The organism is Marinomonas sp. BSi20584, from assembly GCF_002792415.1.
Taxonomy (GTDB): domain Bacteria; phylum Pseudomonadota; class Gammaproteobacteria; order Pseudomonadales; family Marinomonadaceae; genus Marinomonas; species Marinomonas polaris.
The window spans coordinates 133,296-148,801 of sequence record NZ_KZ454872.1; the positions used below are offsets into that span (position 1 = coordinate 133,296).

The 15,506-nt window shown below is 42.2% G+C and carries 16 protein-coding genes; 8 read left to right on the forward strand and 8 right to left on the reverse strand.

Features of this window, described 5'->3' with window-relative positions; all coding sequences use genetic code 11:
• A complete protein-coding gene (locus tag TY87_RS05605) occupies positions 1 to 819 on the forward strand; it encodes a DUF547 domain-containing protein (RefSeq protein ID WP_100186313.1) in 819 nt (272 codons plus the stop codon).
• On the opposite strand, the gene TY87_RS05610 is transcribed toward TY87_RS05605, so the two are convergent.
• Entirely contained in the window at positions 814 to 1,722 is a 909-nt protein-coding gene (locus tag TY87_RS05610) for a LysR family transcriptional regulator (RefSeq protein ID WP_100186314.1), read from the reverse strand. The genes TY87_RS05605 and TY87_RS05610 overlap by 6 nt on opposite strands.
• 129 nt (positions 1,723 to 1,851) lie before the next feature.
• On the opposite strand from TY87_RS05610, the gene TY87_RS05615 reads away from it, so the two are divergent.
• A complete protein-coding gene (locus tag TY87_RS05615; RefSeq protein WP_100186315.1) occupies positions 1,852 to 2,574 on the forward strand; it encodes a sulfite exporter TauE/SafE family protein in 723 nt (240 codons plus the stop codon).
• A 4-nt stretch (positions 2,575 to 2,578) separates the two neighbouring features.
• Here the strand turns inward: TY87_RS05615 and TY87_RS05620 are convergent, their stop codons facing one another.
• From TY87_RS05620 to TY87_RS05635, 4 genes are all read right to left on the reverse strand, one after another.
• Entirely contained in the window at positions 2,579 to 3,430 is an 852-nt protein-coding gene (locus tag TY87_RS05620) for an ABC transporter permease (RefSeq protein WP_100186316.1), read from the reverse strand.
• Positions 3,430 to 4,278, reverse strand: a complete 849-nt coding sequence (locus TY87_RS05625; RefSeq protein WP_100186317.1) for an ABC transporter permease — start codon at positions 4,276 to 4,278, stop codon at positions 3,430 to 3,432. The genes TY87_RS05620 and TY87_RS05625 overlap by 1 nt, the downstream gene beginning before the upstream one ends.
• A 102-nt stretch (positions 4,279 to 4,380) precedes the next feature.
• Complete coding sequence (locus tag TY87_RS05630) at positions 4,381 to 5,529, reverse strand: ABC transporter substrate-binding protein (protein ID WP_100186318.1); 1,149 nt, start codon at positions 5,527 to 5,529, stop codon at positions 4,381 to 4,383.
• Positions 5,519 to 6,616 (reverse strand): ABC transporter ATP-binding protein, encoded by a 1,098-nt coding sequence (locus tag TY87_RS05635; protein ID WP_100186319.1) that lies wholly within the window; start codon positions 6,614 to 6,616, stop codon positions 5,519 to 5,521. Before TY87_RS05635 ends, TY87_RS05630 begins: the two co-directional genes overlap by 11 nt.
• 197 nt (positions 6,617 to 6,813) lie before the next feature.
• On the opposite strand from TY87_RS05635, the gene TY87_RS05640 reads away from it, so the two are divergent.
• From TY87_RS05640 to TY87_RS05665, 6 genes are all read left to right on the forward strand, one after another.
• Complete coding sequence (locus TY87_RS05640; RefSeq protein ID WP_100186320.1) at positions 6,814 to 7,611, forward strand: MBL fold metallo-hydrolase; 798 nt, start codon at positions 6,814 to 6,816, stop codon at positions 7,609 to 7,611.
• Positions 7,608 to 8,657, forward strand: a complete 1,050-nt coding sequence (locus TY87_RS05645) for a LacI family DNA-binding transcriptional regulator (RefSeq protein WP_072838579.1) — start codon at positions 7,608 to 7,610, stop codon at positions 8,655 to 8,657. The genes TY87_RS05640 and TY87_RS05645 overlap by 4 nt, the downstream gene beginning before the upstream one ends.
• 1 nt (position 8,658) lies before the next feature.
• Complete coding sequence (locus tag TY87_RS05650; RefSeq protein WP_100186321.1) at positions 8,659 to 9,432, forward strand: inositol monophosphatase family protein; 774 nt, start codon at positions 8,659 to 8,661, stop codon at positions 9,430 to 9,432.
• 148 nt (positions 9,433 to 9,580) lie between these two features.
• The gene (locus TY87_RS05655; protein WP_100186322.1) at positions 9,581 to 10,990 is read left to right on the forward strand and encodes a bifunctional diguanylate cyclase/phosphodiesterase; all 1,410 of its coding nucleotides are present in this window, start codon (positions 9,581 to 9,583) and stop codon (positions 10,988 to 10,990) included.
• Between the two features lie 134 nt (positions 10,991 to 11,124).
• On the forward strand, positions 11,125 to 11,625 hold the full coding sequence (locus tag TY87_RS05660; RefSeq protein WP_100186384.1) for a YgjP-like metallopeptidase domain-containing protein: 501 nt from the start codon (positions 11,125 to 11,127) through the stop codon (positions 11,623 to 11,625).
• Between the two features lie 271 nt (positions 11,626 to 11,896).
• Positions 11,897 to 12,640: an oligogalacturonate-specific porin KdgM family protein gene (locus TY87_RS05665; protein ID WP_072838576.1), complete on the forward strand. Its 744-nt coding sequence runs from the start codon at positions 11,897 to 11,899 to the stop codon at positions 12,638 to 12,640.
• 159 nt (positions 12,641 to 12,799) lie between these two features.
• Here TY87_RS05665 and TY87_RS05670 read toward each other — a convergent pair whose 3' ends face one another.
• From TY87_RS05670 to TY87_RS05680, 3 genes are all read right to left on the reverse strand, one after another.
• The gene (locus tag TY87_RS05670) at positions 12,800 to 13,723 is read right to left on the reverse strand and encodes a SphA family protein (protein WP_100186323.1); all 924 of its coding nucleotides are present in this window, start codon (positions 13,721 to 13,723) and stop codon (positions 12,800 to 12,802) included.
• Between the two features lie 265 nt (positions 13,724 to 13,988).
• Positions 13,989 to 14,672: a 7-cyano-7-deazaguanine/7-aminomethyl-7-deazaguanine transporter gene (locus TY87_RS05675; RefSeq protein ID WP_100186324.1), complete on the reverse strand. Its 684-nt coding sequence runs from the start codon at positions 14,670 to 14,672 to the stop codon at positions 13,989 to 13,991.
• 221 nt (positions 14,673 to 14,893) lie between these two features.
• Complete coding sequence (locus TY87_RS05680; protein WP_100186325.1) at positions 14,894 to 15,391, reverse strand: HPP family protein; 498 nt, start codon at positions 15,389 to 15,391, stop codon at positions 14,894 to 14,896.
• Between the last annotated feature and the right edge of the window lie 115 nt (positions 15,392 to 15,506).

Below are 15,506 nucleotides of genomic sequence, written 5' to 3' on the forward strand. Positions count from 1 at the left end.
ATGAAAAAACTTCGCCTATTGGTTTTGACTCTATTGAGCTTCGTTTTTGTTGGCTTGCTCAGCGCTCAGGTGAGCGCGGCAAACGGATTTGACCATAGCCGATGGGACACGTTGCTAAAACAGCATGTGCTGCCGCTCAATGGCGGTCAGGCAAGCCAAGTGGATTACCAAGGCTTTGCCGATGATAAGCCCGAACTGGATCGCTACTTGGCGGCTTTATCGAAAGTGAAAAGCGGCGAGTTTGATGCTTGGCCGAAAGACGAGCAATTGGCGTTTTTGATCAATGCTTATAATGCGTGGACGGTGGATTTGATCCTAACCAAATGGCCTGATTTGGATTCGATTAAAGATCTGGGCAGCTTTTTTCGTTCTCCGTGGAGTCAGTCTTTTATTCCGTTATTAGGTGAAACGCGTTCTTTGGATGATATTGAGCATAATTTGATTCGTGGCTCGGGTCATTACCAAGATCCACGCATCCATTTCGCGGTGAATTGCGCCAGTGTCGGTTGTCCAGCGCTTCGCAATGAAGCTTATACGGGCAAGCATTTAGAGGCTCAGTTAGGCGAGCAAACTCGGCTTTTCTTGGAAGATCGCAGTCGAAATCGAATAGATAACGGCAAGTTGGCGCTTTCATCGATTTTTAAATGGTATCGAAAAGACTTTGAAAAAGGCTGGCAAGGTTATTCGTCGTTGGAACAGTTTCTGGTCGATCACGCCGCCGATTTGACTTTAAACCCTGAAGAGATTCAGAAGCTAAAAGACAAAGATATGACTATTAGCTTTTTGGATTATGACTGGGCGTTAAATAAAACTTTATAGATCTGTTCTAGTGACATTCGAAAAGTTCTTCATCATTTCCCAAAAAAGATTCGCCTGATAACTTTGTGTTTGATGGCGTAAACGAATCATAAAAATAGGCAGCTGATTTTGTGAGGTGAAATTTTCTACTTCCATTGGCACCAGCTGACCATTATCTAATTCCGACTGAATGCAATGCTTTGGCATTCTCGCCCAGCCAAGGCCGTGCAACAGTATGGCTTTTTTTGCTTGAAAGTCATTCACATACCAACGCTTGCCCGTCGGTAGTACGTATTGATGTCCGTTCTCTGGTGCGTTTTCTGCCGTATTCGTCACTAAAATTTGTGGGATTGAATACAGTGACTGTTGTTTTATTTTGGCGTCGTTTGCGCTGAGTGTGGCGAGTAAATCGGGATTGATCACGGCCATCATAGTGATTTTATTTAGCTCGATAAAAGCGTGCCGGTCATCGAGTCCGTATCTTGGGCCAATGGCGATTTCGCATTTGTTCTTGGCGAGTTTTTCTTGTACGCCATAGAGATGATCTGTAGTGATGTCTAAGGCAATGTCAGCATGCTGAAGCTGAAAAGCTTTGATTCGGGACATGCAGTCATCGTCTAGCGCCATTTGGCTTAAACAGAGCTGTAGTGGCGCTTCTGTACCTTGTGCGAGGTCGTGACCTAAGTTTTCCAGTTGTAAAACTTGAGACATGAGCTTTTTGCTTTGCTGGAAAAAAGCATGACCTTCGGCGGTCAGCGTTGGGCGATAACTGTTACGATCAAATAATAAAATTCCGTATTGTTCTTCTAAGGCTTTTACGGCCGCGCTAATCCCCGGTTGAGTCTTATGGATCGAATCGGCCGCAGAGCGAAAACTTCCCGTTTCGACCACAGCAATAAAGGCTCTTAACTGATCCAGTTTCATAAAGCTCACTACATGATTAGTAATTATGATCGTTTTAATAATAAAACGAGATTATTTATTGTTCATTATTTGCCGTATTATTGCACGCATAAACGAATATTTTCGTTGTTAGAAAATAAGGAGTAAGACGTGGATACTGCAATTGTCGTGCTATTTTTAGCGGGATTGATTACTGGCTTTTCAAAATTTTCCGTAGGCGGGATGGGGTTGTTGGTACTGCCTATTTTATTGGTGGCATTCCCGGGACCCGAGGCATTGGCCGTACTGTTGCCGCTTTATATCATCACCGACATCATGGCCGTTTGGAGCTATCGCTCCAAAGTGAATTGGTCGGTTTTGGCGCGCTTTTTACCTTTGGCCTTTCTCGGTGTTTTTGTCGCCAGTCACTTTTTGGCCAATATTGATGGAGAGGATTTTATTAATTTCTTGGGCTTTATGATCATCGCCATGATCGCACTGGGGTTATATCTGGATTTCCGTCCTGCAACCTTTATGCAAAAGCCTTGGGCGGCCTACTCCATGGGCTTTCTTGGCGGCATTGTTACCATGATGGCAAACGCTGCTGGGCCGCTTTTTAGTCTATTTTTGTTGGAACAAAAGCTGGATAAAGAGACCTATGTGAGCACACGAGCCTGGGCCTTCTTTATTATAAACCTTGCTAAACTGCCTTTTTACATGGCTCTTGGATTGTTTTCTCTGGAAAGTGTTCAAGTCAGTTTGTACGGACTTCCAGGTTTGGCGATCGGTTCTTTTATTGGTTACCACTTCCTGAAAAAAGTGAACCCAGTGCAATTTAAGTGGCTAATTCGCATAATGTCAGGCATTGCCGCCGTGAAGTTGTTTCTTTTTTAGTCATTTATTTTCCCAGTTTGGATAGCATGTCTGGTCGCATAAATTTATTAATAATGATCATAAATAAGATGGAAGGCACGAGCAGAATTAAAGCAGTTATCGAAGCGATCTGGTAGTTTCCTTCCATGCTAGCGGTGTAAAGCAAAAGCGGTAATGTACTGATATTCGGTGAACCTACGAAGAAAGTGCCAGTAAATTCGTCTAATGACTCTAAAAAGACAAAAATACAGCTGGCTATTAACCCCGGCGCTGCTTGTGGCAACACAATATGGAAGAAGGTATAGAAAGGCCCAGCGCCTAGATTTCTAGAAGCGCGTTCTAGCATGGGATCTGTCGAGGAAAATGCCGCCACACTGATCCAAATGGAAAACATTAAACCATGCACGCTATGGACCAAGATCACACCCAACAAGGTGCCATTCAAACCGAAGTCATAAAATAGTCGGGCTATGTTCATGTACACGGTTAGATTTGGAAACGCCTGAGGAATTAAAAACAGTAACATCCAAAAAACACGCAACGGCATACTGCGTTTTGACAACGCATAACCCGCAGGTACTGAGACGATCAAACAAACCATTACGGTTAACACTGCAATCAACAAACTAGTAAATAAAGACCCTGAGACATCGCTGTAAGGATTAAACACTTGCTGCCAATACTTAAAACCCCATTGGCTTGGTAGTGCATGAGGAAAGTACCAGCTTTCTGTTACGGTCCAAATCAGTAGGTTCATGATTGGCCCAAATATCGCCAATGCGAGCAACAATATAAAAACACATTGCAGCCAGAAACTTATGCGCAAAGAACGTATGTTTAATGTCTTTAGCAAGTTGCTGTTTAGTGAATAAATCATCAGTTCGCCCCTTTTTCTTTTAGATTTTGGCGCAGATAAAACCAAGCCAATCCTGCGCAAATACAGTACGACACTAAACCTAGTGCGTTCGCGACGTGATAATCGCCATAAGAATTAATACGGAACGCCATGTCCGCGGTCATCATAGTGGGCGAGCCCGTTCCTATCATGAGAGGAACTGACAATACCGACATCATGGTGACAATGGATAAGACCATAGCGACACCAAGCGTCGGGACGATTTGTGGCAAGATGATTTGAAATAAAATACGAAAACGTGACGCGCCTAAATTACGCGCAGCTCGTATTTGAGAATCGTCTAAGGCGGCCATCGCGCCTGAAATTAACAAGGTCGAAAAAGCCAATTGCTTCCAAACAAACGTAATAATGATGCCGCTCCAACCAAGAAAAGACACGGTATCCATGGGGGTTAATAAACCAGAAGCGACAAAAGCATTGTTCATTAAGCCATTTTTTGCCAAAAAGCTTCGCATCATTTGCGCGGTAACAATAAAGGGAATGAACAAGGGTAAACGATAAAGAAAGCCCAGTATTTTAGACAAAGAACGAAAAGGCGATAAGGTAATTAGCGCAGCGATGGTAATGGATAAAACTGCTAAGATAGCGACTGAGATCAGCACAATGATGATGGTGAAGAGGATGTCTTTTGAGTAAAGCTCGAAGGCTTTGTTCAAATGGGTGAGAGTGAATTCGCCGCTGTCTAATGTAATGGCCGAATAGAGTGAGAAGCACAAAGGGTATAAAAAGAAAATACCAACCATGAGCGCTGCTGGGGCGATTAACCAAAGATGATTCTTGAGTAGATTGGGTGATGTCGTTTGACGCATGTTTATTTCCAATAACCAACACGAGATAAAATGGCCCCGAGCAGCTTAATTTAGAGTATCAGCGCTCAGGGCTTATGTTTAACGTATTTCTGTCACTATTATTTAGTTAGAAACGTTACGCTCGTAACCTTCTTTGATGTCATCAAAGTACGGCCCAATCGGGAAGCTCTTACCATATTTTGATAAATCGCTCGGTGTGATTTCCGCGAACAGTTTTTCCCATGTCGCGTTATCAAGCTTGGCTTTTACATAGTTAGCGTCGATCCCTGGATACCAGTTAAATTGCTTCACAATACCGTCGGCTTGAACTTCTGGGCTGGTTGCTAATTCAATGAATTCTCGTGCCAGTTGTGGGTGCTCAGCTTTGGTTGGTGTTACGTAGTACATTGGCTGCCCAGGCATACCCGGAGCAATCAGAGAGAGCTTTAATGATGGTGGAATCTTGCCTTGCTCTTTCCAGCTGTAAAACATGTCTACCCACACAGGCCCCATGAAGATTTCACCACGGTTTAGCATGTCTAATGTGCCAGCGTTACCAGGTGTGAAGGTGATGTTTTTGTTGAACTCTTTAAGTTCGGCAAAAGCTTTGTCCCAAGAAGACTCAACGCTTTTGTCGTATGGCATAGAAGACAATTTGTTGGCATCTGTGCCATAAGCGTAAATCCAACCGGTCACGAAGCTCACCCCAGACATGCCGTTTTTTATGCCGTTGTAACCAAAAGATTTAGGGTGTTGCTGTGTCCATTTCACTAATTCATCGTATGACTTAGGTGGTGTTGTAATAAAGTCGCTGTTGTAAGCGATGGCGGTTTGGCTATGGAACATAGGCATAACGTAACCGTCGACATCGATACCTAGAGCATTTGTTGCGCTATCGCGGGAAACCATTTTGCCTGTATTGATATCGCTGCGGTATTTTGAAAGCAGGCCATTTTTGACCAGTTCACCGCCAATTTGTTGATGCACTACGGCTACATCAATATCCCATTTATCAAGGCCACTATCATTTTGAGCCGATAACTTTTCCATGATTTTGTGGGAACCTGCATCACCAGGACCTGTACCAACAACGTTTACCTTAACGCCTGGGTGAGTTGCCTCAAATTTTGGCGCAAGGTACGTTTTCACATAATCCACCATGTTTTGACTACCAGCAGAGGCCACATTGAGCGTGGTTTCTGCATGTGCAAAACTGGAAAATTGAGTGAGGCCGATAGCGGCAAGTACGGCGATGTGAGTTTTAGCAAACATGATTCATCCTCATTGATTTGGCAGAAACGATATTGGTTTTTTGATGGTCAGAATGTTTCTCTTTTTTAGCGAAAACATGCAGAGCATCGATGGGAATACGTAAGGTAACGGGAGTGTGCTCAGGCAGATTCTGATCGTGATCAGCCTGTATGGTGTGCTTCCCGCAGCGCACACTAATTTGGTAGTTATTGCCAAAAAAAACACTTTGTTCGACCTGGCCGCTGATAATTAAACCTGTATTGAAATCAGTGCTTTCGGACGTTGGCTGCGCTGATAAAACAGCACTTTCGCTACGAAAATAAATATCTAGTTGATCTGCATGGTTACTGAGGTTTAGGCTAAAAGCGTCATCATGAGTTGGCCACTCGATATGATTCTCCGCGCCCATAAAGTCGGCGACAAACGGCGTGCTTGGGTGATGGTAAATTTCTTCCGGTGTGCCGATTTGTTCTATTTTGCCTTGGTTCAATACGGCAATTCGATCTGCCATGACCAAGGCTTCTTCTTGATCATGGGTCACAATGAGCGAGGTGAAGCCAAGTTGCTTTTGTAGCGCTTTAATTTCGTGACGGACGCTTAATCTGACTTTTGCATCGAGATTGGACAGAGGTTCATCTAACACCAATACATCGGGTCGGATCGCTAAGGCACGAGCCAATGCCACTCGTTGACGCTGTCCTCCTGACAAGGCGGTGACTTTCTCATGGTCTAAGCCATCCAGCTTTACGATGCGTAATAGCTCGGCGACTCGAACATCGATATCTGCTCGCTTGGCTTTTTGAACTTTTAATCCGTAGCCAATATTTTGCGCGACTGTCATATGAGGCCACAGGGCGTAGCTTTGAAAGACCATAGTGATATTGCGTTTTTCGGCAGGCAACTGAGAAACAGCACGATTACCCGCAAAAATTTCGCCATGGCTAACAGGAACAAAACCGCATAGCGCATTGAGGAGTGTCGTTTTTCCACAACCGGATGGTCCAAGTAATGCAATCATCTCGCCTTGCTCAACGGTTAAATTGATGTTGTCTAATATCAATTTTTTACCGTAACCTGCCTGTAAGTTTTTTATGTGTAAGTGCGCCATTCCTTCTCTTTACTCCAAACCGATAAAAGGTCGATAAAATGAGCGCCGGTAGGTTTTTTTAAGTTTTTTTCAAAAAATGAACACGTGTTCAGTGTTTTGTAAAAAAAATGCAATCTCTAACCGACATTATGGTGGCCTACTTTGTCGGATCTTTATGACAATTTAATTAAGCTAAAAAGACATCTTGGTGAGACAGTATGAAAATTGACGTGATTGGCAGTGGCAGTGCGTTTTCAAAACGCAATAATACTTCCTCGATTAGAATTATAGATTGTCAGAAAAACCAATGGCTTATCGACTGTGGGCCGACGGTTCCACGAGCCATTTGGCAACGCAATATCGATGTGAATGATATACAGGTAATTTATTTTACTCACATTCATCCTGACCACAGTTCCGGGCTAGCTGCGTTGATTAATCAATGGAAAAGTTTTAAACGTACTGAACCTTTGACCATTTTTTGCCAAGCAGAACAGCGCCAACCTCTTCAAGCGCTGGTGGATTTGGCTGTGTGGCCAGAAACTCATGTGTGTTTCGATATTCATTGGCAGGATATTACTGACGGATTCGAATGGAAGCATTGGCAAATTCGTACCGCGAATACCCAACACGAAATGTCGAACAAAGCGATTCGTATCACTGTTGATGAAAAAACGCTGTTTTACAGTGGTGATGGGCGTCCTACCTTAGCCAGTCAAGTGCTTATGAAAGGGGCTGATATCGCTTTTCAGGAATGTGCGTCTTTTGCTGCATTACCAGATGACTCCTCTCACGGTGATTTACCTGATTGCGAACGATTGCTGGTCGATACAGAAGTCAAAGCGTTAGGTATTTATCATTGTTTTGATGAAGCGATACCGAGCTTGCTTAATGCGCTGGCTGATATTCCTGACATGTTTTTGAGTCGAGATGGTTTGCAACTGGATTTAGATAATCTCGATCTCAGCGAGAAGACCTTCAATTTGCTTTCCATAGGGCAAGGAGACAAGTTGTGACAAATTCTAGACGTGGTCGTTCTGCGTCAGCCGAGGATGTTGCGAAGCTTGCTGGCGTGTCGCGTGCGTCGGTGTCTCGAGTGTTTAGTGATCAAGGAAATGTCGCGAGAGAAACCCGTGAAAAAATATTACAGGCGGCAAATGAGCTTGGTTACCAAGTCAATTTTTTAGCTCAAGGCTTAAATCGCAAACGCAGTCAGTTAATTGGCGTGGTTGTAGCGCGTTTGAGCGATCCTTTTCGTAGCAGTTTGTTAGAAGGGTTGTTGAGTGAAATCCAAAGAAAGGGCTATCAAGCGTTGGTGACGGAAGTTCGTGATGCCAATGAGCTGGAAATGACCATCCGACGCTTTACGCAGTTTCGAGTCTCGGGCGTGGTCGTAACCTCCGGTCAGCCTCCTGCTGATTTGGTCAAAGAGTGCGTTCAACACAATATCCCTGTGGTTGGCATTAATCGTCACATGGACATTCCTTATGTGGACTTCGTTTGTTCCGACAATAAAATGGCGGCTTCTCTTGTTGCCGAGCAGTTCATTCGTTGTGGTTGTAAATCTATTGGTTGGTTGAATTATAAGGAATCTACTTGGTCTGGTATCAATCGTGGCAAGGTGTTCTACCAAGTAATGGTTGAAAAAGGCGCTTGCGATGAGAGTGATTTACTTCAGATTACAGCCGAGATGGATGGTTACGAAGGTGGAAGGCAAGCGGCTCATCGGTTTTGTGAGCAAGGCAAAATAGTCGATGGTGTTTTTTGTGCTAATGCTCAATTGGCCTGCGGTTTTTTAGATGGTATGCGCGAAAATGGCTTCGATGCGCCTGCTGATTTTCACATTATTGGCTTTGATAATACACCGCAAACTGCGCAATATAGTTACCGCCTGACAACTATTCATCAGGATGTCTTGGAAACCGCAAAGCGTGTTTTATCTCGCTTAGAAGCCAGAGGGCAAGATCCGCATATTGTTCAGAGTATAGAAGAGATCCCGGTCAAATTGGTGATTAGAAATACGTCGCCAAACTTTGAGCCGACCATGATAAGGGCAAAATAACATGCAAGATGAATATCAGGTTTTAGAATCCGCGATCAAACAAGCCGGACAACGTGCTCAAACCATTCGTCAGTCGGGGCTGTCAGTGACTACGAAAGGCCGGCAAGATTTTGTTTCACAAGCAGATATAGCCGTTGAAGACGAGTTAAAACAAGTGATTCGCTCCTTGTTTCCGGAAGATGGTTTTTTAGGTGAAGAGAGTGGTTTGATTCAAAGCGTAGATGCAAACACCAGCGGTGTATGGGTAATCGACCCGATTGATGGCACCACAAATTATGTTCAAGGTATGGATTATTGGTGTGTTTCGGTCGCTTATGTAAAAAATAACGAGATCCAGGTGGGCTTTGTTTATGCGCCTGATCGTGATGAATTTTTCATGGCAAAAAAAGGCCAAGGGGCGTATTTAAATGGTGCTCGGTTAGCTATTCATGATCCTGAAAAAGGTCAGGCTATTATTGGTTTGGGTCGTTCTAATCGTCGACCCGTACAAGAATATTGCGATCTTATCTTGATGTTAGATACACAGAATGTTGAATATCGACGTTTTGGCGCTGGTGCTCTTATGCTTGCTCATGTGTCATCTGGGCTTGTTCATGGCTATTTCGAATCTCATCTTAATAGTTGGGATGCTTTGGCGGGACTGTTGTTAATCAAAGAATCAGGCGGGCAGGTAACAGATTTTCTTAATAATGATGGGCTGCTAAGTGGTAATCCTGTTTGGGCTGCGAGTCCGCAGTTATGGGAGAATTTGAACAAGCTTCTATTTTTGGTATAAAAATCTAGAGCAGGCAAGGGCTGGTTGTTTTCGTACAAAAAGCACACAAAAAAGCTTTTTTACAAGCTTGTTATTCGTTAGGTTGTTCCGTATTACTATGTGGTAGGCAGTAACTTCTGCATTAAGCACGCTATTCCACGGATATTGTATGAAAGACAGCCAGAACAATGAGGTTCGGTTAGAGGATATTCTAAATACCACGCCAATTGCTGTTAGTTGGTCAAGTTTGTCTTCTGGTCGTATTGAATATATCAATAAAGCATTTAGTGAGCTTTTTGGTTTTGTTTTGGGTGATATTCTTGATATCGAAAGCTGGTTCTTACGTGTTTCTCCTCAACCTGAATATTACCAAAACGTCATTGCACCTTGGATTCATGAATACCGTGATAATGCATCTGCGCATGACTTAAGCGCTACACTGTTTTGCAAAGATAACTCTGTTAGACATATCAGTATGTGTTTTTCCACGATTGGGGATAAACAACTTTGGTATTTTAATGACATCACAGATCATTGGGTGGCTGAAGAGCGATTACGTGCCCGCAGTGACATGTTGGAAATGGTGGCTAAAAGTTCTGCACTAAAAGACATTCTTAATGTGATTGTTAAGCAGATTCAACAAGAAAGCCCGCTTTCGTTATGCAGTGTGTTGTTGTTTGATAAAGACGAGCAATGTCTAAGGTTGGGTGCAGCTCCTAGTTTTCCTGATGTTTATAACCAAGCTATTGATGGTGTGAAAATAGGCTTAAATGTTGGATCTTGTGGTACCGCCGCGTATTTAGGGCAACGCGTCATTGTCGAGGATATTTATGATCATCCCTATTGGGCGGATTATATTCAGCTCGCCCGTCAAGCCGAAGTCGCAGCTTGCTGGTCTGATCCTATCATGTCGTCAAAAGGGGATTTATTAGGTACTTTTGCCATCTATAAACGTTTTTCTTCAACACCTTCAGAAAAAGATTTTGAATTGATTAATTTTGCCAGTAATTTGGCGAGTATTGCGATCGAAAGTTTTCGGGCACAAGAGGCACTTCAAAAAAGAGCGTATTTTGACCATTTAACTGAATTGGCAAATAGGGGCTACTTTTTTCAGCAATGTGAAACGCTTCTTAATCAGTCGAGAGAGAAGCATTTTCCGCTCGCTATTTTAATGATGGATGTGGATCATTTTAAAAAAGTAAATGATGAGTTCGGCCATAAAACAGGGGATTTAGTGCTACAAATGCTTGCACAGATGAGTCTGTCGATTCTCAGGCGAGACGATCTTATTGCTCGAATCGGTGGTGAAGAGTTTGCTATTTTACTGCCGTTCACTGAAAAGGACGAGGCTATACGAATTGCTGAGCAGTTAAGGGAGTCAATAGAATCAAGTATGGTATTGAGCCTTGATCATCAGGAAGTATTTTTTACGGTATCATTAGGTGTGGCTTGTCGACAGGATGGCGACTGTACGGTAGATGATATATTGAATAAAGCGGATAAGGCCTTGTATCAAGCCAAAGCGGCTGGAAGAAATTGTGTGTTCTTGGCGATGCCTCAAAGCAATACTTTGTTTTAACTGGTTTTTCTCTTTTCTATAGCACTATCGATGCTCTTCATTAATGGTTTTTTAGCTCTAATTCTGCCAAAATCTCCACCCTTTTGAACCGTTTAGCGACAGAATATATGAGTCAAAATAGTCAGGTTAATGACATGAAAAACTACCTTGGAGCCTATAGCCCTCAAGTTCAACAGCAGGCGCAAAGTTTGTTGGAGGCGGAAAAATCAGGTGAATGGTTGCTAAAAAAATACCCTGACGTTCATGGACTTAACGGAACTCGTGCTCTGTATGAATACGCAATGGATCTCAAGAATGAGTTTATGCGCAGCTCCCCGCCAATCAGTAAAGTCATTTATGACGATAAGATACACATCATCAATAATGCCCTTGGGTTGCATACTTTTGTGTCTAGAATGCAGGGCAACAAGTTAAAGGCGAAAAATGAAATTCGTATATCGTCTTTATTTCGACGTATTGCTGAACCTTTATTAAAGATGATTTTGGTGCATGAACTCGCACATCTCAAAGAAAAGGATCACAACAAAGCCTTTTATAAGCTTTGTTGTTATATGGAGCCAGATTATCACCAATTAGAGTTTGATTTACGTCTATATCTCAGTCATCGAGACCGCTTCGGTGACCTTTGGTCTTGATGGCCTTGCTGTAACTATATCTTCAATTTCGAATAGATCCTGCCCTGAAGAACTGCCTTCATAAGAGAGAATGGTTCTCGATTTCTTGATTTTCTTATTTTTTACACTTTCTTTGTAAACCTCTACATATCTAGCTTCTAGATTGAAACTACCTTATTTTTAAAACGATGTTTTATTATTTTAAAATTTTCATAGCAAAAATACTTTCAAAAAATCAAATAAGGGTTTAAATTAAAACTTCAACCCTATAAAAATAAAACGGTGTTTTGATATGAAGATTAAAATTGTATCTGCAGCAGTCCTGATTGGGCTAACCAGCGTTGCAGCTCATGCAACAACGATTAATATTCGTCATGAGTACGTTCCTGAATACGATGGACAGGATCAAGAAAATAAAGATCGTATTGAAGTCAGTCATCGATTTGCCAATGGCATTGGTTTTGGTGTAGAAGCAAAATGGGGCAGCGCTAAAGGTGCAGGTCCTTTTGATGAACTAAGCGGCAATGGTCAGCAAACGAATATCAGCTATCGCTATAAAATCTCTGACACGCTTACTTTAACTCCGCAGTACAAGTGGGAATCAGGCTCTGACAAAGTAGGTCATCAGTTTAATTTAAGTCTTGGTTATAAAGTAAATGATGATTGGTCTGTTGGTTTCCGTCATCGCTATCATTACGATAAGTTAGCTGATAAGACGAAACAAAACTCTCATTACAACCGTTGGACTTTCTCTACTGGGTACAAAGGTATTGAGGATTGGGGTTTTGGAGCATCAGTTGATTACACTTTCAACCAAGAAAGCTCAGGCCCAAGATGGAAAGGTGACAAGTCAGGCTTTTCTGAAGTTAATTTCACCGGCGAATACAAAGGCTTTAAAAGTGGTTGGAGCCCATTTGCAGAAGTTGGTATGAAACCCTATAAATCTGGCGATACCTACAGTTATAAAGGCGCGCAGGTTAAATCTAATGATAGCTGGCGCCCTGTGTATAAAATTGGCGCTAAATACAGTTACTAAGCGAACTAGCCTTTAATTCAAGCACTGTAAAGGCCTATTTTTCTTCCCTTTTAGATAGGCCTTTATTTGCTAGTATCATTGTATGTATTGAACGCATAACGACGGAAACAGAAAGGGGATAACTGCCACCGTGTTATGGTTCAATATTTAGCGAGAGTATTAAAAGCTTTGGGAAACTAATAATGCTGCTGTATAGCCTTGTGTACGGTTTTTTGCTTTGAACTCTTTGTAAGCATGGAACGAGACAAAAGGCAGGCCTGGCCTGAAGAAACTAAGCTCTGGTCCTATTGCTACCACTTCCCCTTTGTTGCCATTCACAATATTGCTGCTTGCTGGTGCTTTGTCATCGGTTAGTTGTTTGTAGTAAAAACCACCTAGCCCAACTGTCCAATCAGTTAAATGCTGACCAATAGCAAACTCATGCCGGTATTCAATCCCGCTTGTGTAGTTGGTGTCTTTGTTTTCAGTATTGATGTCTAACTGGAAGCTAGAGGAAATTTCAATTTCACTGTCTGTCATGTAAGTGAAGTTAAATGCAGGAGAAAAGGTCCAGTGATTTAGGCCTGTTGTGATGGTATCGTCTTTGCTGTAATGACCCGTTGGAATTTGTATTTGCAATTGTGTATTGGTTGCTAGATTTTCTGATGGATGCCACTGCAAAATGTAAGGCACAATTTGAATATCAGCGATACTAGAATCTGATCCGACTACCGAAATATTTGAATTAGGCACTTTGCCGTCAATATCTAAATCCAAAAATGGGATAACGATTCCGTATCCATAGTTGGCACCTTGAAACTGGGTATCTGTCATCTTTATGTAAGTGAAAGATAGCGCCTTCACTGTTTGTGAAAAGTCACTTAGATTTTCGTCGCCCTTACCATTTAAATTTTTATTTGCTTTGTAAATCGATCCTCTTATAGAAAAAGCACCGATATCTGTTACTGGAGGCATATAGCCAGCGCTAAAACCATAAATGCCTGGAGCTGTACTTGGTGCACCATTTTCAGTGGCGAGTACTGAACCTGATATGACTAGGCCTGCACTGATACCGACGATTGAGTTTAATTTAAATCTATTCATACATTCCTCTTTTATTTTTATTAGTTGTAGTGGAGAAGCATGCCTAGAGTTGAGTATTAATTCATATCCCATATAGGATAGTTGGTGGTTTTAATTGTTTATCTTTGTAACTAATTAGAATGGTTTGTTTATATGAAATGTTTATTTCTGTCTTATAAGGAGCGATGAAAACTAGGGAGAGTAAGGAAAATCTTGATACATGCAAAACGATGGGGCTTCCGATTAGATCAGAGGCTCCATCGTTTATCATAAAAATATTGGGTTTTTATTGGGCACCATTTCCTTGCGCGTTTGGCATTCTGAAGTCGGGTTTTACCTCTGTTATTTTCTTGGTTAGATAGTTTAGTAGCACGCCATATAGGGGAATAAACAAACCAAGGCTGATGATGAGTTTAAAGCCAAAATCCGCCAGTGCAATTGCTTGCCAATGTTGCGCCATAAATGGATCTGGGCTTTGGTAAAAGGCGATACCGAAGAACGCCAATGTGTCCAAGCCATTACCAAATAAAGTCGATGCCGCAGGTGCAATCCACCACTGCTTAAGTTGGCGTAAGCGATTAAATACTTGAATATCAAGTACTTGACCAAGTAGATAAGCCATCAAGCTAGCAATAGCAATTCGTCCGACAAATGTATTTAGTGATGACAAAGCCCCGAAGCCTTGAAACTCGCCTTGAGCAAACACAACTGACAATACATAAGAAACGATTAGCGATGGAATCATGACTAAGAAGATGATTTTTCGAGCTAATGCCGCGCCGAAGATTCTTACTGTGAGGTCTGTTGCTAAAAAGATAAAAGGGAAAGTGAACGCACCCCAAGTGGTGTGGAACCCTGATACCGTGAAGGGAATCTGAACTAGATAATTGCTAGAAGCAATGATTAGTAGGTGGAACATCGCAAGGTAGCACAGTGCCTTGCCTTTTTGCGCAGATGTAAAAGTACTCATATTGTGACCTTTTTCGTTTGATTGGGGTGAGGGAACCCAAGTTTAAAATTTAATGACGCTTTGCTTTGACATCTGACCGTAAGGTCAAATGCGGAGCGGAATTATACATGATTCATTTGGTTAAAAAAGCACCAAATGTAATAAATCGCATTTGATCAGCTGAAAGTTCGTGAAAAAAAACAATTACCGTGTCTTTTAGTGTATTAACCCTTTGTATGGTTTCAATTCTTTGACTTTAGTGGATAGCCAATACGTGAGATCCAGTTGTGGTAGCACCAGCCGAACAGAATAATAAGCAAGCATCCAGATAGAACCGGTGAGAGTAAAAACCCCCATGACACTTTCAGTGATAGTACTAAAAGAGGGTTCGCGCCTGCCGGAGGATGAAGTGTATTGGTTAACATCATCAAGGAAACGCCGACTCCAACACTTATTGCCATGGTTAATGGGGTTACATCCCAGAATTGTAATGCGATTAATCCTATTGTGGTTGTTAATAAATAACCGCCCAGAATATTTTTGGGTTGAGCTAAAGGGCTTTTAGGTAGGGCGAACAGGATAACCATAGTTGCGCCAAAAGGCGCCATCATACCAAGATACTCTGGTGCAAGCTGAGCGCCTTGGGCAATCATAAAGATACACAGTGTTGCTCCAATCCCCGCTAGGCAAATAGTAAAGAATCTCGATTGATAAAATGAAGTGAAAAAGTTGGATAGCATGAACGGATTCCTCTTGAACGTTGTTTATCGTCGGTAAATACAGGTAGACCGATTTGTCTCTCTAATGGTAGACAAGTCTGTTCACTCATGTCAATATTCTTTTTCGACTAGGGAG